Annotated in this window: 24 protein-coding genes; 19 read left to right on the top strand and 5 right to left on the bottom strand. The window is 36.8% G+C overall.

Annotation, left to right across the window (positions count from 1 at the left end):
* Positions 1-179: 179 nt before the first annotated feature.
* Entirely contained in the window at positions 180-1,685 is a 1,506-nt protein-coding gene (locus ACIQCO_RS07665) for an ATP-binding protein (RefSeq protein ID WP_400427210.1), read from the bottom strand.
* Between the two features lie 244 nt (positions 1,686-1,929).
* Here ACIQCO_RS07665 and ACIQCO_RS07660 point away from each other — a divergent pair, with 244 nt between their 5' ends.
* Entirely contained in the window at positions 1,930-2,223 is a 294-nt protein-coding gene (locus ACIQCO_RS07660) for a phospholipase A2 family protein (protein ID WP_400427208.1), read from the top strand.
* 79 nt (positions 2,224-2,302) lie between these two features.
* Here the strand turns inward: ACIQCO_RS07660 and ACIQCO_RS07655 are convergent, their stop codons facing one another.
* Both ACIQCO_RS07655 and ACIQCO_RS07650 read right to left on the bottom strand, forming a co-directional pair.
* Positions 2,303-2,722, bottom strand: a complete 420-nt coding sequence (locus tag ACIQCO_RS07655; RefSeq protein WP_400427206.1) for a hypothetical protein — start codon at positions 2,720-2,722, stop codon at positions 2,303-2,305.
* On the bottom strand, positions 2,710-2,859 hold the full coding sequence (locus ACIQCO_RS07650; RefSeq protein WP_400427204.1) for a hypothetical protein: 150 nt from the start codon (positions 2,857-2,859) through the stop codon (positions 2,710-2,712). Before ACIQCO_RS07650 ends, ACIQCO_RS07655 begins: the two co-directional genes overlap by 13 nt.
* A gap of 133 nt (positions 2,860-2,992) precedes the next feature.
* Between ACIQCO_RS07650 and ACIQCO_RS07645 the strand changes: the two genes are divergently transcribed.
* From ACIQCO_RS07645 to lepB, 6 genes are all read left to right on the top strand, one after another.
* Complete coding sequence (locus tag ACIQCO_RS07645; RefSeq protein ID WP_400427203.1) at positions 2,993-3,538, top strand: sigma-70 family RNA polymerase sigma factor; 546 nt, start codon at positions 2,993-2,995, stop codon at positions 3,536-3,538.
* Positions 3,507-4,853, top strand: a complete 1,347-nt coding sequence (locus ACIQCO_RS07640) for a DUF4179 domain-containing protein (RefSeq protein ID WP_400427201.1) — start codon at positions 3,507-3,509, stop codon at positions 4,851-4,853. Before ACIQCO_RS07645 ends, ACIQCO_RS07640 begins: the two co-directional genes overlap by 32 nt.
* Positions 4,854-4,989: 136 nt before the next feature.
* Positions 4,990-5,406: a vWA domain-containing protein gene (locus ACIQCO_RS07635; protein WP_400427200.1), complete on the top strand. Its 417-nt coding sequence runs from the start codon at positions 4,990-4,992 to the stop codon at positions 5,404-5,406.
* Between the two features lie 205 nt (positions 5,407-5,611).
* Positions 5,612-5,938 (top strand): PadR family transcriptional regulator, encoded by a 327-nt coding sequence (locus tag ACIQCO_RS07630; RefSeq protein ID WP_400427199.1) that lies wholly within the window; start codon positions 5,612-5,614, stop codon positions 5,936-5,938.
* Complete coding sequence (locus tag ACIQCO_RS07625) at positions 5,935-6,549, top strand: DUF2812 domain-containing protein (protein ID WP_400427198.1); 615 nt, start codon at positions 5,935-5,937, stop codon at positions 6,547-6,549. The genes ACIQCO_RS07630 and ACIQCO_RS07625 overlap by 4 nt, the downstream gene beginning before the upstream one ends.
* A 359-nt stretch (positions 6,550-6,908) precedes the next feature.
* Entirely contained in the window at positions 6,909-7,451 is a 543-nt protein-coding gene (gene lepB / locus ACIQCO_RS07620) for a signal peptidase I (RefSeq protein ID WP_400427197.1), read from the top strand.
* A gap of 221 nt (positions 7,452-7,672) precedes the next feature.
* Here the strand turns inward: lepB and ACIQCO_RS07615 are convergent, their stop codons facing one another.
* Positions 7,673-8,089 (bottom strand): GNAT family N-acetyltransferase, encoded by a 417-nt coding sequence (locus ACIQCO_RS07615; RefSeq protein WP_400427196.1) that lies wholly within the window; start codon positions 8,087-8,089, stop codon positions 7,673-7,675.
* Positions 8,090-8,204: 115 nt separating this feature from the next.
* Between ACIQCO_RS07615 and pdxR the strand changes: the two genes are divergently transcribed.
* From pdxR to ACIQCO_RS07600, 3 genes are all read left to right on the top strand, one after another.
* Positions 8,205-9,626, top strand: a complete 1,422-nt coding sequence (gene pdxR / locus ACIQCO_RS07610) for a MocR-like pyridoxine biosynthesis transcription factor PdxR (protein ID WP_400427195.1) — start codon at positions 8,205-8,207, stop codon at positions 9,624-9,626.
* Between the two features lie 226 nt (positions 9,627-9,852).
* Positions 9,853-10,161, top strand: coding sequence for a hypothetical protein (locus ACIQCO_RS07605; protein WP_400427193.1), 309 nt, complete (start codon positions 9,853-9,855; stop codon positions 10,159-10,161).
* Positions 10,162-10,212: 51 nt separating this feature from the next.
* A complete protein-coding gene (locus tag ACIQCO_RS07600; RefSeq protein ID WP_400427192.1) occupies positions 10,213-10,668 on the top strand; it encodes a hypothetical protein in 456 nt (151 codons plus the stop codon).
* A gap of 58 nt (positions 10,669-10,726) precedes the next feature.
* Here ACIQCO_RS07600 and ACIQCO_RS07595 read toward each other — a convergent pair whose 3' ends face one another.
* Positions 10,727-11,104 (bottom strand): YqzG/YhdC family protein, encoded by a 378-nt coding sequence (locus tag ACIQCO_RS07595; protein ID WP_400427190.1) that lies wholly within the window; start codon positions 11,102-11,104, stop codon positions 10,727-10,729.
* 43 nt (positions 11,105-11,147) lie between these two features.
* Between ACIQCO_RS07595 and ACIQCO_RS07590 the strand changes: the two genes are divergently transcribed.
* The 9 genes from ACIQCO_RS07590 (at position 11,148) to ACIQCO_RS07550 (ending at position 18,095) form a co-directional block, all read left to right on the top strand.
* The gene (locus tag ACIQCO_RS07590; protein ID WP_400427188.1) at positions 11,148-11,888 is read left to right on the top strand and encodes a class I SAM-dependent DNA methyltransferase; all 741 of its coding nucleotides are present in this window, start codon (positions 11,148-11,150) and stop codon (positions 11,886-11,888) included.
* A gap of 16 nt (positions 11,889-11,904) precedes the next feature.
* Positions 11,905-12,411 carry an AAA family ATPase gene (locus ACIQCO_RS07585; protein WP_400427438.1) on the top strand — a complete coding sequence of 169 codons (507 nt, stop codon included), beginning with the start codon at positions 11,905-11,907 and terminating at the stop codon, positions 12,409-12,411.
* A 56-nt stretch (positions 12,412-12,467) separates the two neighbouring features.
* Positions 12,468-13,256 carry a GNAT family N-acetyltransferase gene (locus tag ACIQCO_RS07580; protein ID WP_400427186.1) on the top strand — a complete coding sequence of 263 codons (789 nt, stop codon included), beginning with the start codon at positions 12,468-12,470 and terminating at the stop codon, positions 13,254-13,256.
* A gap of 262 nt (positions 13,257-13,518) precedes the next feature.
* A complete protein-coding gene (locus ACIQCO_RS07575) occupies positions 13,519-14,040 on the top strand; it encodes a hypothetical protein (protein WP_400427184.1) in 522 nt (173 codons plus the stop codon).
* A 29-nt stretch (positions 14,041-14,069) separates the two neighbouring features.
* On the top strand, positions 14,070-14,474 hold the full coding sequence (locus tag ACIQCO_RS07570; RefSeq protein WP_400427182.1) for a hypothetical protein: 405 nt from the start codon (positions 14,070-14,072) through the stop codon (positions 14,472-14,474).
* A gap of 117 nt (positions 14,475-14,591) precedes the next feature.
* Positions 14,592-15,116, top strand: a complete 525-nt coding sequence (locus ACIQCO_RS07565; RefSeq protein WP_400427180.1) for a CBO0543 family protein — start codon at positions 14,592-14,594, stop codon at positions 15,114-15,116.
* Positions 15,117-15,256: 140 nt separating this feature from the next.
* A complete protein-coding gene (locus tag ACIQCO_RS07560; protein ID WP_483873878.1) occupies positions 15,257-15,940 on the top strand; it encodes a response regulator transcription factor in 684 nt (227 codons plus the stop codon).
* Positions 15,941-16,142: 202 nt separating this feature from the next.
* The gene (locus ACIQCO_RS07555; RefSeq protein ID WP_400427178.1) at positions 16,143-17,036 is read left to right on the top strand and encodes a HAMP domain-containing sensor histidine kinase; all 894 of its coding nucleotides are present in this window, start codon (positions 16,143-16,145) and stop codon (positions 17,034-17,036) included.
* Between the two features lie 144 nt (positions 17,037-17,180).
* A complete protein-coding gene (locus ACIQCO_RS07550) occupies positions 17,181-18,095 on the top strand; it encodes a D-alanyl-D-alanine carboxypeptidase family protein (RefSeq protein WP_400427177.1) in 915 nt (304 codons plus the stop codon).
* Positions 18,096-18,334: the final 239 nt, after the last annotated feature.

Below are 18,334 nucleotides of genomic sequence, written 5' to 3'. Positions count from 1 at the left end.
GAAATGAGCAGGGGAACAACTCCGGCTCATTTCTTTTTATTATTCATATCCCTATAGCGTTCGAAAAAATATGGCGAAAATAAAGTGAATATGTGCTAGTTTTTAATTCGAATACCCACGTGACGACTGGCAAAAATCGCAGTGTAGCTCACTGCGATTTTTGCATGCTTTAAAGTGGTTCAAATTGCTAAAGGAAGAATAATCTCTACCTGAGTCCCCTCGTTAGGAACACTTTTTATAACAATTTTCCCGCCATAAGAATCAATAATTCGTTTGCAGACGGTTAACCCCAATCCCGAACCATCTTTTTTTAAGGTGAAGAAAGGTTTAAAGGCCTGGGTTATTTGTTCCTTCTTCATTCCGATTCCATTATCTGCAACGGTAATCAAACATGAATCGTCAAGTCTTTCTAGGTTAATAGACAATCTCCCGCCATTTGGCATTGCCTGCAAGGAGTTCTTCGCTAAATTAAGAAGGACTTGCTTTAATTGGTCTTTGATACAAGAAACAGGAAGAGTAGCCGAATGATAATGGATCGATAATTCGACATTCATAAAATTGGCTTCGGAATGAATAATTGGTTCAATTTCAGCGACAACTTCGTTGGCATTATATGTTTTAAGTGTGTAGGCGGTTGGTTTTCCCAGTACAAGGAGTTCACCAACAATCGTATTAATTCGGTCAATCTCCAATTGAATCACTTCAAAATAAACTTGTGCTTTTTCTTCCCGATATTCCTCGCTTAAGAGTTTCACTAACCCTTTAATTCCGGTTAAAGGATTCCTGATTTCATGGGCCGTGCTGGCAGCCAGATTGCCAATTAACTCAAGCTTATGAATTTCCATTTGTTTTTTTTCTTTGTTTACTTTTTTTCTTAATAGTAAATTCTGGACTGATAAAAATAATATGTTCGTAATCGTTAGAAAAATGATAAAGTATTGCAACAGAGCTTTCCGAAAAACGAAATCGTTTTCAGAAGTGACATACGCAGAAATTGTCCAAGGTATCTGGGTCACTTTCATGCTAGATTTTACTGAGTTTTTTTCGGGAATGAAACCGGCCTTTATTAAGGTTTGCCCTGTTTCATCGGTAACGACAATCATTTCATCGTTAATTAAAGTATTAATAGCTGCTCCTAATTCGTCTATCCGCAAGCTTGCTATAAGAACTCCTTTTACCTCTCCATAATCCATGATGGGTGTTGCAACAGAAATGATATATCTTCCCATGACCCTTCCTATATGGGCCTCGGATAAACTGGTTTGCTCCGTTTTTAGCGCCTGCTGAAAATAAGGACGATCACTCACATTGATTGGCTTGTTGATTGGATTTGAGCCGATTAACAAGTCACCATTGGAGTTAGACCAATAGAAACCGGAAAAACGGGAATCCTTTTCTTCCGTTTCCTGAAGTATTTTTTGCAAATCATCTTTGTTATTATTTTGAATTTTAATAGAGGTAGCAAGCATCTCTAATCTGCCCACTGTTTCACTCAGAAAATGCTCAATATTCATCGCATGAAAATCGGCATACTCTTGTGCTTCGTTTTTATATTCGTTTTCTACAGAGCTAACCTGATGCTGTGCTAATACAACACTAATGACAGCAGCAGGGACAAAAGTGAGAAATAGATAGATTAACCATTTCTTCTTCATAAATGAGTTAACAAGGGGGATGAAAACCAAAGGGAATCTACTCCTCCAAATATATATTATTCCTATTTTACTATGATTTAGGTATTTCGAAAATAGCTTTCTGTTTGGGTAAATGTTTGATTAGGTTAGGTTAATTTTTGGTTTGGCGGAATCCAGAGCCATAAAACAACCCTAATGGTGTATTATTTTTTGCAAAATGAATTCACCATTGGGATATAGCCATTCCAAAATTAACGGACTTTCATAGTTTATTAGTAAAGTAATCTTTTGGGAGGTGTTGTTGTTGCGAAGAAGAAGGCGTGGGTTCTGTATTTTCCCAGGATATAGATGGTGTGGTCCGGGCTGCAGTGGGCCCGGTGCTCCGATTAATGATGTAGATGCCTGCTGCATGGGCCACGACCTCTGTCTAAGCAGAGGGATTTCACCCTGCCAATGTGACTACCAATTCATAAATTGCCTCCGCTACAAAAAGAACAGTCATACGGATAAGGGAAGAAAGGCAGCTTTGATGCATGATTTCATGAAAGCGAAAGCAACGTTTACGTGCGGCTGGCGGCGCCGATATTAATTTTTTTTACATTAAACTGGTATCATCTTCATTGAAAAAGGGGAATTCTACATTGGAAATCCCTTTTTTCCTTTGTCGTTTATTTTTCCAATTCGTAATGTTTTCCCTCATTAGAGCTTTGGTTATCCGGAACACTCCATGCAATCTGAGAAATGTTATCATCATTAACCAAATAGGTATAAACCCATCCTTTTTCATTTTCAAACCTTACCTCTAGGTGGTATGGATTATATTGTCTGCCGATTTTTCGGTTAATCTCCCATTCTTCATAGGGATATTTTTGTTTCAAGTACTGGTTTAACTGACCCGTTTTTTCTCTAACCTGATAATTTATCCAAATAGGACGAATGGCAAAAAATAAGCCGATTATTAAAGATAAAATCGAGGCAATCAGCAAACTTTTCTTCCTAACCTTTTGAGGAACGAGCAGGGTAGCTGAAAAAAGTATGATAATGATAAGAGCAGATACAATAATTTCGATAACAGTTATCGGATGCATCGCGGGGTGAACCCTTCTTTAAACATAGAATACAGCTTCAAATCTTGGTTTTCTTCTTTGATAACCATTACTTTTCTGAGGACAAGCAGTTCTGTAGCCAAGGCAGGTAAATCAACAAATATGTTTTCAATTTCCATTACACTCACCTCATTAATGTTAGATAATCCTATTATATAGAATATTAAAAGTATAAAAGATTAACAAACTTATTAAATTAGCTGAAACTTTTTGTCAGGGATTCTTCTCTAATGGGCGGAAGGAGGTTAAGGGATGACTGAAATAAAATTGATAAAAAAAGCAATAAACGGAAACAAAAAAGCTTTCGAAAAGCTTTTAGTCTTACATAGTGACCAATTGTACCGGACGGCCTATCTATATGTCGGCAATCGCGAGGATGCTTTGGATGTTATTCAAGAAACAGCCTATAAAGCCCTTTTAGCTGTGGGTCAATTACGGGATGAAAAATTTTTCTTAACCTGGTTAACAAGGATCCTTATCCACTCTGCCTATGATTTGTTGAAAAAGAAGCAGAAGGAATTCCCGATTGATAAAATTATTGAGCTTTCACCTTCGAAAAGTGAAAAACGGGACGAAGCCCTGGATTTAGCTAATGCAATAGACAAATTAAATGAACATTATCGAAATGCAGTTATTCTCTTTTACTATCAGGACTTGCCGATAAGTGAAGTGGCTAAGTTAATGGATGTACCGGAAAATACGGTGAAAACCTATTTGTCTCGGGGGAAAAGCCAGTTGAAAAAGCTGTTGGGAGGAGAGGGCTATTATGAACAAGAAATTTTTTCAAGAGGAATATGAGAAGATTGAAGTACCGAAAGAGGCAGTTTTACAAGCGATAAAGGCAGGAGTAGGAAGGGCGAATCCTGGTGAAAAACCTAGAAAAAACAAGACCATTGTTTTATCGGCAGCCGCTGCAGCTATGATCCTGATTTCCACGAGTTTTATGGTCCCATCCGTATCGAAAGTAATGGCTGATATGCCTTTGATAGGGCAGCTTTTTAAAGACAAAGTCGGCGAAAATTTAGCCTCACAAAAGTTAATCACCCAATTAAATGAAACAGCCAGTCACAACGGGATTGATGTATCCATCACAAGTGCTTATTATGATGGGGCCGTTATCGGGGTAACTTTTGATGTGAGTGGAAAGGTGAAAACGGATCAAGAAGGTAATCTTAGAGGGATTTACGAGATATTTGAAGGTGATAAACGGATTGATGACAGTAAAGAGCTTGTCTATCTGGAGCACTCAGGTAACGGTTATACCGGGCAGATACAGTTAAATTATCCAAAACTAGAATTGCCTGCAGATACAACCTTACCACTTGAATTCAAAAGTATTGGCGATGAAGAGGGGTCCTGGCGATTCAATGTTCCCATTAAGCAATTAGCCTACGAAACATTAATGACGAATAAAGAAAGTGAAAAAGGAGATATAAAGGTTCACTTTGATTCGATTATCGCCGGGAAGGCCTCGACCGCAATTAATTATACGGCAGCATTTCCAAGTGAAGGTAAACATGATCAAGTCAGGTTAGCGGTTTTTGACGACAAAGGAAATCCAATCCATCTCTTAGCAGATGGAATTGATTTGGAGACGAAAAAGACCGGGAATCAATTCATTGTCAAAGGAAGAACGATTATTCCCCAGTGCTTAAAAGGAAAAACCGGCTATTTGGAGATTCGTCCTGCAGTAGCTCTAGAGGAACCGAATCAATTTTTTACAATAAACAATCATACTCCTGTACAAATAAAGTCCAACAGACAAGATCTATCAGTAAACGTGGAAAAGGTCAGCTTAAAGGGCAAGCGTTTTACAATCGATTTCCAAATTAATAACGGGGAAAATAAAAATGAGCCATTCAATTTCTTTCAGGATTTCGCCAAAAATGATGTTACATTAGTGAAAGAATCCCGGAAAAATATATATGAAGAACCAATTAACCATACAGTAAAAACCTTAGACAAAAACAAATTACGCTTCAGGAGCACTTTTGATCTGAGTGAATTAAACAATTTTAAACCCGAAAACTATGTGGTAAGAGTAAGATTAGGCTCTATGAGTGCGAATATGCCACTCGAATTAGAACCGGTGAAAATTGAATTACAGTACTAGTTTTTTCAAATTGTTGTTATTTTATTTAGCGAATTTCTGCAGGAACTAAGGAATCTTGTTACCGCAATTATCCAATCATAATCCATTTCCTAATAACCCAAAATAAAAAGGCTTGGTTTTATAGTCAAAGGGGGAAATGGTGTTGAAATGGCATAAAACGATACTCTCGATGATCCAGCAGCGTCAAGATAAGAAGATCGCATTAGTGGTGGATACTTCCACAAATGAAGCACCAACAATACTCATCAATAACATAGTAAAATTGTTTGAACAATTGAAGCCAGATACTATTTTGGTTCAAGCAGATTTCAAAATCCGAAGTATTTCCCAAGTTAAAAGTGATACGATTAAGTACTATACACACGGGAAATCTTCCTATACATTAGCGCTGGAATGGGCAGCAGAAGAGCAAGTGGATACACTATTTTATATAACGGACGTTACAGGCTTTTTTTCGGAAGAAATGGAGAATGTTGATTTTGAATTATTTTGGCTGGTGCCAGGCACGTTTTTACCACGAGTACCATTTGGCAAAGCAATTAAGGTAGCATAAAAAGGGAATCCCTCGTTTAGTTTTATGGGGGATTCCCCTTTTTGTGAATAAGGTATCTGAGTGGTGACTTTGTAGAAATTATTCGTGATTATACAAATTATAGGACAATAATCCGCAATTATTTATTGACATATACAGTCCGACTGTATAAACTAAAACTATATAGTTCAACTGTATATTAAAGTTGCACAGTTAGGAGGTAAGGATGAAAAGGGATAAACATATTCCGCTTACTGAAACCGTTTATTATATTCTCTTGTCTTTATTAGAACCGGCTCATGGGTACCTTATTCTGCAAAAAGTGGAGGAACTTAGTAACGGCCAGGTACGGATGGCTGCCGGTACATTGTATGGGGCAATTGAAAATTTACTAAAACTTAAATTTATTCAACCTGTCGAGAGCGGGGATAGTCGCCGGAAGGTCTATAAGATTACTGAGATGGGGAAAGAAATTTTGCGATTGGATTTAGAAAGAATGCAGCATATGATCGGAATTACTGAAGATTCTTTTAAACGAGGTGGGATCTCATGAGAAAGTTTAAATTGTTTTTAGATTTTGAAAAGGAAGCAAGATGGCTGAATGAAATGGCCTCAGAGGGGTATGAACTAGTTGGAACGTCATTTGGATATCGATTTCGCAAATCTAAGCCCGATAATGCTAATATAAAAATTGATTACCGTTTATTTAAAAAACAGGCGGATTTTGTAGATTACTGTACTCTATTTGAAGATAGCGGCTGGGAGCATCTGGCAGGGACAAAAAGTTCTGGGGCTCAATATTTTAAAAAAGTCAGTAATGATGCTGACGAAGATATTTTTTCAGATATCGATTCCAAAGCCGGCAGGTACAAAAGACTTTCGCAGATGTATTTATCATTAGCCATGTGCTATCTTCCTATTTTTGCAGCCTTAGTGACGACCAATGCCATAGACGCCAGTGCTTTCATTAACCCGAAACAATTGTACTTTACTCCTGGATTATGGGATAAAGCAGGAGCTGACTTTTGGGGGGCATTCCTTTTTGAAACACCATTTGCCTTCTTCAGAGGATTTGCCTGGCTGGCTTTTCCAATAATGATTGCTTTATGTCTTATCTTTAGTTACAAAGCGGAGCAGCGATATCAGAAAATAAAAAAGACGTAGTCACTTCTAGTTCGAGATCCTATACAATACTAGCTGTTCAATATTGCTATTTCCTTGGGGAGTAAATGATCTTTTTGTATTTATTATTAATCCATCCAACATAAGAAAAAGTCTATGAATAAAAATAATAGATACAAAACTCAAATCAAATTACTCCCAGTTATATTTTTCCCATAAATTATTATTTTCCACTTCAAAAATAATTTATTCTTCTGGGCTTACAACCTTCTTGTATTGCATCTCCAATTATCCTCAAATTAAGAAGGTATTCACTTCATAAAAAAGCAGGATTTCATTTCCAACTTGTTGAATATACCACTAATAAGGGAACATTTGAAAAAGATAAGGAGTGGTTGGAAATGTTAAATTTGAAAGCAAATAATGAATTGAAAAGATGGGTTAAAACATTATTTATTGCGTTAGGACTGGCATTGGTAATTCGAACATTTTTATTTTCTCCATACATAGTTGATGGTGCTTCAATGGAACCAACCTTACATAATCACGAAAGAATCTTTGTTAATAAAGTGTATAAATTCGAACAATTTAAAAGAGGTGACATCATCATTATTAAAGGTCCTGATGAAAACTATGTAAAAAGAATCATTGGTGTACCGGGTGATGAGATCGAAATGAAAGGCGACCAACTATTTATAAATGGGGTGTCATTTAAGGAAACCTATTTAGCTGAAAATCTTAAATTTGCGAAACTGCAAGGAAGTAAACTAACAGAAGACTTTGGCCCGATTGTCCTTCCAAAAAACCAATATTATGTCATGGGCGACAATCGATTAAAAAGCAGGGACAGCCGGAATGGGTTGGGATTTATTAAACAGGAAAACATTATCGGAAAAAGTGAATTTGTCTTATTTCCTTTTTCAAAAATAAGGAACATAAAATAGCGTTGGGATCAAATCAGGACGTATAAAGACTTTGTTTTCTATATACTTGTAGGAAAAGCTCGGAGGATCACCGAGCTTTTTTTGATGGCCGATAGGAAAGTACAACTTTCCCATCAGTGCAACTACGCCTCATGAACCGCCATAACGCGGCTCGCAAATCGTCAAGTTTTCTTTATTTAACATTTTTACAATCCACTTCATACAAATTGGTTTACTCATATTTACTTCTTCCTCGAAATGATAAACCCATTTTCAACCTTATCAAAGCCAATCCGAGGATAATATTCCATCGCAGCAGGGGCGGATAATAGCAATAACATGACCTCGTCGCCAATCTGTTTTTGGACAAGTTTGACTAATTCTTTACCGATTCCCCGTTTTTGATAGTCTCGGTTTACTGCCAAGTCTGATAAATAACAGCAATAGCTGAAATCTGTAACCGCTCTTGCTACTCCTACTAATGCTTGTTCATCCCATGCGGTAATGAGCAAGTCAGCGTGTTCAATCATTCGCTCCAGACGTGGCAGATCATCAACAGGCCGTGTTATCCCTGACTTTTTGAATACATCTGATAATTGCTCTGCTGTAACAGCGGCACCAACTTTAAAGTCAATTCCTTTACCATCTGAAAAATTCATCGTAAACATCATCCCTTCCAGCTTTATATCTATGATTATAGAAAATAACTGATATGCCCAAAAGGGTCAGCTATAATATAATTAACAATGCCAGATTGCCAGGGAGGCGAAGAGAGTGTTAGAGATAACCTTAGATTTAGATCCTAGGAGCGGGGAACCGTTATATATACAACTCTATAACTTTTTTAAAAAAGAAATCCAAACTGGAAGCATCGAACCCGGAGAAAAGCTCCCCTCGAAAAGAAAGCTTTCTCATCATCTGGGGATCAGTCAAAATACGGTTGAAACAGCGTATGAACAATTATTGGCAGAAGGCTATGTAGAAGGTGTTGAGAGAAGAGGAATCTACGTGAAGGAACTAAGTCGCGATTTGTTTCATCACATTGATGAATCTCCCAAAACCATAAAGGAAATGAATGATGAAAGTGTGCAATACGAGGTTGATTATAGCCATGGAGGAATTGCGCTTGAGCATTTTCCGTTTACGATTTGGCGAAAGTTAACAATCCAGAGTCTATATGAAGAGGAAAGTGCCTATTTTTTAAATGGCGATCCTCAAGGAGAAGTACCGCTCAGAGAGGCGATTGCGAAATATTTATATCAATCAAGAGGGGTAAGATGCTCGGCTAATCAAATTATCATCGGTGCCGGAACCCAATATTTAATTGGGCTTTTAACGATGATTATTGGGAGAGATACGATTTATTCGATGGAGGACCCTGGATTTCATCGAGCAAGGGAGGCTTTTATAGACCAAGGTGTGACCTTAAAGCCCATTCCACTCGATCAAAACGGGATTGATCTCAAACATTTAGTTGAAAGTAAGGCAAGTGTCACCTATGTTACCCCTTCACACCAATTTCCAAACGGAATGGTCATGCCGATTACAAGAAGAATGGAATTATTAAAATGGGCGGAGGAAGAGGGCAGGTATATTATTGAAGACGATTATGATGGAGAATTCCGCTATAAGGGAAAACCAATCCCTTCTTTACAAGGGCTTGATCATAACGGTAAAGTAATTTATTTAGGGACTTTTTCGAAATCGTTGATTCCTTCGATTCGCATTAGTTATATGGTATTACCACCTAACTTACTTGAAAAATACAGCCAACATTTTACCATCTATAAACAGACTGTTTCCAGGTTACATCAACACACACTATGGCAATTTATGATTAATGGACATTGGGAACGACATTTAAATAAAATGAGAACCGTCTATCGTAAGAAGCAAACCACATTGATACGATCCATTGAAAAATATTTTGGACGACAAGTCACGGTTATTGGTGATGAAGCAGGATTACACATATTGTTAAGTGTTAGGAATCAACTATCGGAAAAAGAACTAATTGAAGCGGCTAAGGCATATAAAGTAAGGGTGTATCCAACCTCGGTTTATTCTGAGAACGATCAGCCTGACCGAGAGCCTAGGGTCTTATTAGGTTTTAGTGGTTTAACGGAGGAGCAAATGGAAAAAGGGATACAATTATTAAAAGAAGCGTGGGAGATGAAAAACTCTTGTCATGAGTAATCACTTTAATCGGAAGTTCTTGTTAAACTATTAGAAATGAGGCAGAGTCATATGTATATGACGAGGAAACGGAGCACCAATTTGCTGCGAAGGCTGAACCGATAAAGCAGAGCTTTTGGAGTAAATTATTTGGCCGCTAACAAAGCATGAGATGATTTCTTTTCTCAAGTAACGGAAGCGAAAAAAATTCGTCTATTTTCTATAATAAGTAGGGGAGTGTTTTAAATTGAAAACGTTACTTTTATCGTCGTTAGCTTTGACACTAAGCGCCTCTTTATTTGGCTGCAGCCATACAGAAAAAGTACAAGAACAGGGCGCCATAAACCACGAACGGCATCAACAGAAAATCATCATTAGAAACAATGTAAATGACCCGCTGCCGCCAGAGATACAGGATGTAGACGCGATGCCAAATAACAGCGGACCACAACTGATTCCCAAAGCCGATCCCAATAAACCAATTGTCATTACCAAAATGCCTTACTCTAATAAAGGAAATGGAAATTCAACCGGAAGTGAGATGAATTCAAAATAGAAGAGAGTTTCAAGATATCCAAGGATGCTTTAATCAACGGGAGGAGAGTAAGTGAAGTTCAAGCTATTAATTGTATTTGTCTTATTTTTCACTGTAATAACATCGTTTTTATTGCCAAATAAGTCATTTGCAAGTTGGGTCAATTTGTTTGTGGTCTGGGATGGCTATACTTATGTCGTTAGCGATGAGAATGTAACAGAGATAGATAAAGAGATTGGGCATGTTACAAAGTATTCGGATATGGAAGGTACTTATTCGGGTAACTTTTCAAACATCTTTAAAAAAGGGACTAAATACTATTCAATTAAAGGAATTAGCACAGATGAAGCCATTGCCATTCAAGAAAAGGACGGTAAATACAAAAAGGCAACTAGAGAAGGGGAATATGCAGGAAATAAAAATGATTTCTTAGAATCTGGCCCCTCGATAATAATTATTGGGCTTGTATTTCTGCTGCTTGTTGTTGCAATTCTTTTTCACTTCGTTGGAAAGAAGGGGAAAAAGTGAATGTTACAAAGTGCTATTATAGGTTTAGAAAGATTTGAAATACCTCTGAATGATAGTATTACTTAGGTGTTTCCCTAAAGGTGACTTTAATGACCTTTTGTGTTTCATTGTTAAATTCAATATTAATAAAAACTCCAAATTCTTTTTGATTGTCTTTCAACCATAATTTGAATTTCTCCGTTGAGGTCTTAGGCCCAGGAGTTCTGCCAATATGAAGATAATCAATAATCTTGGCATTCGGATACCTTTCTTTCGTTTTCTCCATAGCAAATTCACCCCATTTTGCATATGGCGGAATTGGTTTCTGCTGTGCAAAGGCATGAGTGAGTAAATTCAGTTGTTCGCCACTTATAGAGCAAAAAAGTACTGTTATCAATAAACTAATTAGCAGCCTCTTCAAGTTATTACCTTCTTTTTTTCTATTATCATTGCACATTAAGGAGCAACTTATGTAAAGTAAATGGAAAGGGGGTCTCCAAATGGAATATAAAGGTTCTGAAGCTTACGATCACGAAAAGTTTTTCACGGATTATTTAAAAAGAAGACATCGGGAAGAAAGCCCAAACAATATTATCGAAAGGCCTGTGATAGTGGAGCTAATGGGGGATGTAACCGGGGAATATATATTAGATTTAGGCTGCGGTGATGCTGGGTTTGGGCGCGAACTATTTCAGCAGGGCTGTTCAAGTTATGAAGGGGTAGAAGGTTCGGCAAACATGGTGGAAATAGCCAGAGAAATGTTAAATGAGACAAATGGAAAAGTTCATCATAGTTCTATGGAAACGTGGGATTTCCCGGAAGCGAGATATGATAAAGTTGTTTCGCGGCTGGCCCTTCATTATTTAGCAGAATTAGGTCCAGTATTTAAACAAGTGAACAAATCTTTAAAAGCAAACGGCAAGTTTATCTTTAGCGTTCAACATCCGATTTTAACCTCTTCTATCAAAAGCGCTTCACACTCTTCGCAGCGGCAGAATTGGATTGTCGACGAATACTTTCATGTAGGCAAGCGGGTAGAACCATGGATTGAAAAAGAAGTGGTTAAATATCATCGAACGGTTGAAGAATATTTTAAACTATTAAAAAGTGAAGGATTTTCAATCGATGAAATCCGAGAATGCAGCCCACAAAAGGAGAATTTTAAAAGTGAGGAAGAGTATTTAAGACGGATGAGAATTCCACTCTTCTTAGTATTTTCCTGTAGCAAATCTGCGGTTTAACAGAACGGTGGCAGATATGCAAAAAATACATATTATTGGTTCAGTTGGCAGTGGAAAAACGACATTAGCAAGAAAACTATCTACTAAGTTGAAAGTTCCTCATTATGAGTTAGATAATGTTGTCTGGAAACGGTGTACGTCAGGAGATATAAGAAGATCCGCTGATGAAAGAAATGAATATTTGAATTCAATCATTCGTACGGATGCTTGGATAATAGAAGGTGTTCATTATGAATGGGTAGCACAAAGTTTTCAAAATGCGGATTTGATTATCTTTCTGGATACGGACTACTCTAAACGAATATATAGGATAATCAAAAGGTATTTTTTACAAAAGGCAGGGCTTGAAAAAGCAAACTATCAACCAACATTCAAGATGTTTAGGAAAATGTTCAAGTGGAATGCCTATTTTGAAAAAGAAAGTAAACCAGAAATACTAAAAACTTTAAGCAAATATAATAAAAAGTTGATAATTTTAAGGGATAACAAGGAAATTGAAAAATACTGTTCCCATCCTACATAAAGACCATTTTGTGTCGGCATTATAACAACTTTTCAATTTAAATGGAGGAGAACAATTTGAACCTACTACAAAAGGTCCTGGACCTTGATATAGCGTACCTTGACACCTTTACAAAGCGATTAAACACATCTTGGGGAAATATTTTTTACAATGAAAACCAACCGACATATTACGATGCCAATCATGCTCATCTTCATGAGGCACCGGAAAATCCTAAGGCTATTATTGAAGAAGTGATTCATTTCTATAATGAAAGAAATATTACTCCACGGTTTTATCTTTATAATCTTGAAAACCTATCCCCATTTGTGAAGGAATTAGATGCTTACAAATTTGGTTTTGAGGAATTAGTCAGTCCAATTCAAATCTGGAATAAAGAGATTAAGGACCATAAAAGAAGTGATCTAGTTACGATTGAAAAAGTGACAGAAGAAAATTTCAATGAAGCATTAGAGATTGAGTGCAGTATTAAAGAGTTTGGCGGAAGGGAAGTGAGGGAAAAGGCATTTCCCGAAGAGTTTAAGCACCCTGCTTTCACACATTATTTGCTTCGTTATGATGGTATTGCATGTGCGACAGCTTGTTTATTCGAACATAAAGACCAGGTTCGAATGGAAAGCGTAGCGACAATAGAAGAGTTCAGAGGAAAGGGGCTAATTGGCGAGCTCATCTATTTCCTGCAAGCAGAAGTAAAGAAAAGCGGCAAGGAAGATTTATGGGTTTTTCCGATCAATGAGAAAATCGAGAAGGTCTATGCAAAATATGGGTTCAATACAGCGGGGAAGTTTGTTACAGGCCATGCCTTCTTAGGTGGGAAAAGCATTAAAGAAATTCAGGAAGGTTAGGTAACGCAAATTACCTATTCAACCTTGACTATGTCTAAAAGTAACAGGATAAAAGGAAAAGCTGACCCCGAGGTTCATTTTTCAACGACCTTTTGGGACAGACTCTTTAATTTACACCTGATTCTAAATGAAAATTTTTTTTGAAGTTAATGATTCTGCTATAATCAAAATTTCATAGTTTTATTGGGGGATAACAATGAAGGTAACTCGGATTTTGATTGCCATTTTGGTTGTATTTTTAGTTTTTTGGTTCTATTATTTTTTGAAAACGGATGATTTGTTTTTTAAGGATGCCTATTTTACGAAGGAAAGAGCAATTCAAGCATGGATGAATGATGACAGACATACGGGACTGACGAAAGAATTTTTAGAGAATGCTAAAAGAGTCAAGACAGATGATGAAAGATTACTCATATTAGCAGGTGAAAACAAAATTTATCAGCTTCGTTTTCAAAAAGAATTTTTTCTTTGGATGTTGCCATCTGTTGATTGGATTGATAATGAAAAGTTAAAAGATATTAATGAATTTGATTCTGAATTTTATTTTTCCTATAATTGTGTAGCTACAGTGATTACAAAAAGCCCTAAAATCGATAAAGTTAAAATAGGCAAGAACGATGCAGAATTATTGCCATTGGGACCTTATTTTAAGGAAGCTAAAGATTTGAAATTTTGGTTTTATAATACAGCACCTGATGCTTTTGACTGCCAAGGACCTTCGGGAGAAACATTTACCTTTTATGATAACAGCGGCAGGGTCATCAAAAAGATAGAAGATAATTAAAATAGGATTAATTAAAAAGGGCGTATTTAATGAAATTTATTTATTGGCTTATAAAAATTGCACTACTGTTTGTGGTTTTGTATATCGGAGACACCTTCTTAAAAAGTCTCGGCTGGTGGTCTGTGATCATTTGTGTCGTCGCTTTTATCCTAGGTACTCGGTTTATCGATAAGAAAATTGACGAATACAATAAACAATATTTTTTAAAAAGGCTTCCGGTTTTAGCCGAATTAAAGCAAGGACAGATTATAACGATTGAATTGTTAAATGGTCAGAAATTGGCAAATCGAGTCTACATGGCTTCTCTTAGTACGGAGATATTAATTGACACTGAGCCTATCTTGACAAATGGGTTTGAGGAATTGGAGCAGGGAATGAAAAAGACCCGTTGGGTAAAACTCAAAAAAGTGAAATCTATCAAGATTGTGCAATGAAATAAACTCCCTGTTAGACAGTAAGTGTGGTCTTTAAGAAGGTAAAATTGAGATTGCACCTCTGAATAAGCTTCCAAATAAATGGAAAGGGTAACGTTAAAAAGATGTGAGTAAACCATGCACTTTATTTTTAATGGACTTTTTCTATTAGCGGGAATCAAATGGGGAAATTGGCGCAAGTGGCACGATTTTTATCCGACCATTTTATTCTTTATTATTGGCGACCTGCTGAAAAATTTTCTGTTTTATGACTACCGATTCTGGGTTTACAAAGAGACAATCCTTGCAGAAAACATCCTTAGAAATCACACATTTATCTCCATTATGATCATGTTTGTTGTCTACCCATCGACCATCATGATTTATCTTGGCCATTTTCCTCAAGGGAAGGTGAAAGCTGCTTTTTGGATATCTTTTTGGGTATTTCTTTTTTCATCGGTAGAATACATCAATCTTCACTATTTAAACTTGATTGAACATCATCACGGCTGGAGTATGTACTGGTCATTCTTTTTTAATATTGTGATGTTTTCTGTTCTACGAATACATTACAAACATCCACTCTTGGCGTGGGGACTTTCTGCAGTATGGATTCTATTTTTGTGGAACGTATTTGAGATACCAATTGAAAAAGTGAAATAGTAGTTTGTCACATGATTTTCCTTCCGTCTAAACAAATTAAATTTATTTCACCTGCCACAGTCCTTGATGCTGTGGTATTTTTTTATATAGAGACAAATTTACATAAATCTTCGTCTAAATAATGAAAGGGGGAAGAGAAATTGAGACATATATTAATTGTGGATGATGATAAAGAAATCGTCCAATTGATTGCGATTTATATGCAAAATGAAGGCTATAAAATTTCAAGGGCATTTAATGGCGAAGAAGCCTTAGCCCTTTTTGAAAAGAAAAAAATTGATTTGATTGTTTTAGACGTGATGATGCCAAAGATCGATGGTATGGAAGTATGCCGGATTTTACGAGAAAAAAATCATGTTCCGATTCTGATGATTAGTGCCAAAACAGAGGATATTGACAAAATAACCGGGTTAATGAGCGGGGCTGATGATTACTTAACAAAGCCATTTAATCCCTTAGAGCTAGTTGCTCGTGTAAAAACATTAATAAGAAGAACCTATTTATACCAAGAGGAACGGATTGAGGACGAGATTATTAAGGTTGGAAGTCTGGAGGTAAATAAAACCTTTCATACAGCAATGGTTAGCGGCCGTTCTATCCCATTAACCTCAAAAGAGTTTGCGATTCTATATATCATGGTTTCCAATCTGGGCAGAGTGTTTAGCAGTGAAGAAATCTTTGAACTCGTATGGAAGGAAACATACTATTCTTCAAATAATACGGTGATGGTCCATATCAGCAATTTACGCGAAAAATTGGAAAAGGAACTAGGTTATAAATTAATCAAAACCATCTGGGGAGTGGGGTACAAAATTGATGGATAAAAAATCACCTTCGCTTTATGCCAGGTTAATATCGTATTTGATATATAGCTTCCTATCTGCAGCAATATCAACGGCCCTAATAGGATATATCATCAGATATGTTTATCTGAAATTCCCCTTACCCTCAAGGGTCAATTATTTATACGTCTATTTGTATAAGAACTATGGATTTTGGAACTTATTTTTCATAGGAACGATTATATTGACGGTCATCTATTATTCACTAGCAATCAAAAAAGTGACATCGTATTTTACGCTGATTAGCGATTCGGTTCAGCTGCTTTCAGAGGGACAATTTGATGTAGATATTCCCGTAAAGAATCATGGAGGATTAGGTCGCTTTGCTCAAAACATAAATAGCATGGAAGAACAGCTTAAATCGTTAATTGAAGAAGAAAAGCGAGCTGTTCAATCGAAAAATGAGCTCGTGACCAATGTGTCTCACGATCTAAGGACACCATTAACCTCGATTATCGGTTATTTACGGTTAATTGAGGAAGACCAATATCGTGATGAAGTAGAGCTTCGCTATTTTGTTACCATTGCTTATGATAAATCAAAACGCTTAAATCGAATGGTCAACGACCTTTTTGAATTTACAAAAATCAATAATCGAGATGTGGCACTTAAACGGATAAGGTTTAACGTTTATGAACTGCTAAAACAACTCGCGGCCCAATTTAATCCAGAATTGCGAACTGCAGGAATGAGTATAGGGATTAAAAATCCTGGCGATGGAATCATGATTGAGGCTGATCCGGACAAACTCATGAGAGTGTTTGAAAACCTAATTTCCAATGCGATTAAATATGGAAAGGAAGGTAAAAAAATCGATCTCAATGTCGAAGAAAATGAACAATATGCGGTCGTGAAGGTCGTCAATTACGGGGAAGCAATTCCTGCAAACGCAATTCCCCATCTTTTTGATCGATTGTACCGTGCGGAGAAGTCGAGGTCGGACGAGACCGGCGGTACCGGCTTAGGCCTTGCAATTGCCAAAGGAATCGTCGAATTGCACCAAGGGGAAATAATCGTATCAAGTAATGAGGCAGAAACGATATTCCAAGTTCAACTGCCATTACCAATGGATCATTGAAGTTGGGTCGGAACCAATTGTGCGTTTTGTTTAAAAAATCACCCATTAGCTAATCTTAAGGTTTTCTTTAGGTTTATTTTTATTTCTCTTTAGAAATAATGGCTATATTTGGACTATACCATTTTTCTAGGAGTGCTGTATTTTATGAAAATAAAAAATGTAATGATTGTAGTGGCTGCATGTATGATTGTCGGTTTTGGAACCCATTTAAAAGGTTGGATTAGCTCCATAGGAGATATACCCAAAGATAGCTTATTAGAATCGATGAACTCAAGCCCTTCCATCAAGGGCGAAGCGGCATTGTTACTAGACTTAGATTCAGGAAAGGTTATCTATGCAAAAAACGATAACAAAAGGCTTTTTCCCGCAAGTACAACGAAAATCTTAACCGCATTATTAGCGGTTCAATATGGAAATTTAAATGATCAAATCATAGTAGGCAAGGAAATAAACCTAAAAACAGCGGAAGAAAGCTCAGCTTTTCTTTATGAAGGGCAAGTTCTCACGCTAAGGGAATTACTAGCCGGTCTGATGCTTCCTTCAGGTAATGATGCTGCCAGAACGATAGCCATTTACATAGCAAAAAAACAAATGGGTAACCCTCAAGTATCAGAAAAAAAAGCATTAGACTATTTCGTTGCGATGATGAACAAAAAGGCTAAAGAAGTTGGAGCATCAGACTCGAACTTCATGAATCCTCATGGGCTGCATGATCCCAATCATTATTCTACCGCCCATGATTTGGGGATCATCGCAAGAACGGCAATGGAAAATCTCGATTTCAAAGAAGTGGTTAGCAGTAAAATCTATTCAGATAAGGTCATTACGTTTCAAAATAGAAATAAACTTCTCGATTCAAGAAGCCCGTTTTATTTTGAAGGAGCCAATGGAATTAAGACTGGTTTCACCGATGAAGCAGGCTATTGCCTCGTATCTTCTGCCGAACGAAATGGGAAAAAGTTAATTGCAGTTGTTTTAAAATCTACCGAACAAAGCGTTTGGAACGACTCAATCACGTTATTAGCGAACGGATTTACTGCAGAATATGTGAAAAAATAGTGGTGTTCCCATAAAGCGCTTCGATAAAAATAAGAAAAACAGCTGAAAATGACGAAAAATATTTTCATCATCCAGCCAATAAAAAATAATAGATTAATTTTTCCCAACACCAAAGATGTATCTGGCGTTGGTTTTTTTATATAGATGGCATAAAACCCTCTGGTGCCTGACACCCTATCAGTCTCTTTTTTCCCAATTATGCAGATGGCTTTACCGTGATATGATATATTTTGAAAATT

Origin of the sequence: Neobacillus sp. NPDC093127, from assembly GCF_044754175.1 — a bacterium.
Lineage (GTDB): Bacteria > Bacillota > Bacilli > Bacillales > Cytobacillaceae > Neobacillus.
This window is presented reverse-complemented; position numbering and strand designations above follow the sequence as displayed.

Bases quoted from the DNA above. Each gene is read 5' to 3' on its own strand.
- ACIQCO_RS07615 (WP_400427196.1), bottom strand. From the start codon at position 8,089: ATGAATTTTTCAGATGGTAAAGGAATTGACTTTAAAGTTGGTGCCGCT.
- ACIQCO_RS07595 (WP_400427190.1), bottom strand. From the start codon at position 11,104: ATGTGCAATGATAATAGAAAAAAAGAAGGTAATAACTTGAAGAGGCTG.
- ACIQCO_RS07645 (WP_400427203.1), top strand. From the start codon at position 2,993: ATGACTGAAATAAAATTGATAAAAAAAGCAATAAACGGAAACAAAAAA.
- ACIQCO_RS07565 (WP_400427180.1), top strand. From the start codon at position 14,592: ATGCACTTTATTTTTAATGGACTTTTTCTATTAGCGGGAATCAAATGG.
- ACIQCO_RS07640 (WP_400427201.1), top strand. From the start codon at position 3,507: ATGAACAAGAAATTTTTTCAAGAGGAATATGAGAAGATTGAAGTACCG.
- ACIQCO_RS07570 (WP_400427182.1), top strand. From the start codon at position 14,070: ATGAAATTTATTTATTGGCTTATAAAAATTGCACTACTGTTTGTGGTT.
- ACIQCO_RS07550 (WP_400427177.1), top strand. From the start codon at position 17,181: ATGAAAATAAAAAATGTAATGATTGTAGTGGCTGCATGTATGATTGTC.
- ACIQCO_RS07650 (WP_400427204.1), bottom strand. From the start codon at position 2,859: ATGGAAATTGAAAACATATTTGTTGATTTACCTGCCTTGGCTACAGAA.
- ACIQCO_RS07630 (WP_400427199.1), top strand. From the start codon at position 5,612: ATGAAAAGGGATAAACATATTCCGCTTACTGAAACCGTTTATTATATT.
- ACIQCO_RS07635 (WP_400427200.1), top strand. From the start codon at position 4,990: ATGGTGTTGAAATGGCATAAAACGATACTCTCGATGATCCAGCAGCGT.
- ACIQCO_RS07585 (WP_400427438.1), top strand. From the start codon at position 11,905: ATGCAAAAAATACATATTATTGGTTCAGTTGGCAGTGGAAAAACGACA.
- ACIQCO_RS07655 (WP_400427206.1), bottom strand. From the start codon at position 2,722: ATGCATCCGATAACTGTTATCGAAATTATTGTATCTGCTCTTATCATT.
- ACIQCO_RS07625 (WP_400427198.1), top strand. From the start codon at position 5,935: ATGAGAAAGTTTAAATTGTTTTTAGATTTTGAAAAGGAAGCAAGATGG.
- lepB (WP_400427197.1), top strand. From the start codon at position 6,909: ATGTTAAATTTGAAAGCAAATAATGAATTGAAAAGATGGGTTAAAACA.
- ACIQCO_RS07590 (WP_400427188.1), top strand. From the start codon at position 11,148: ATGGAATATAAAGGTTCTGAAGCTTACGATCACGAAAAGTTTTTCACG.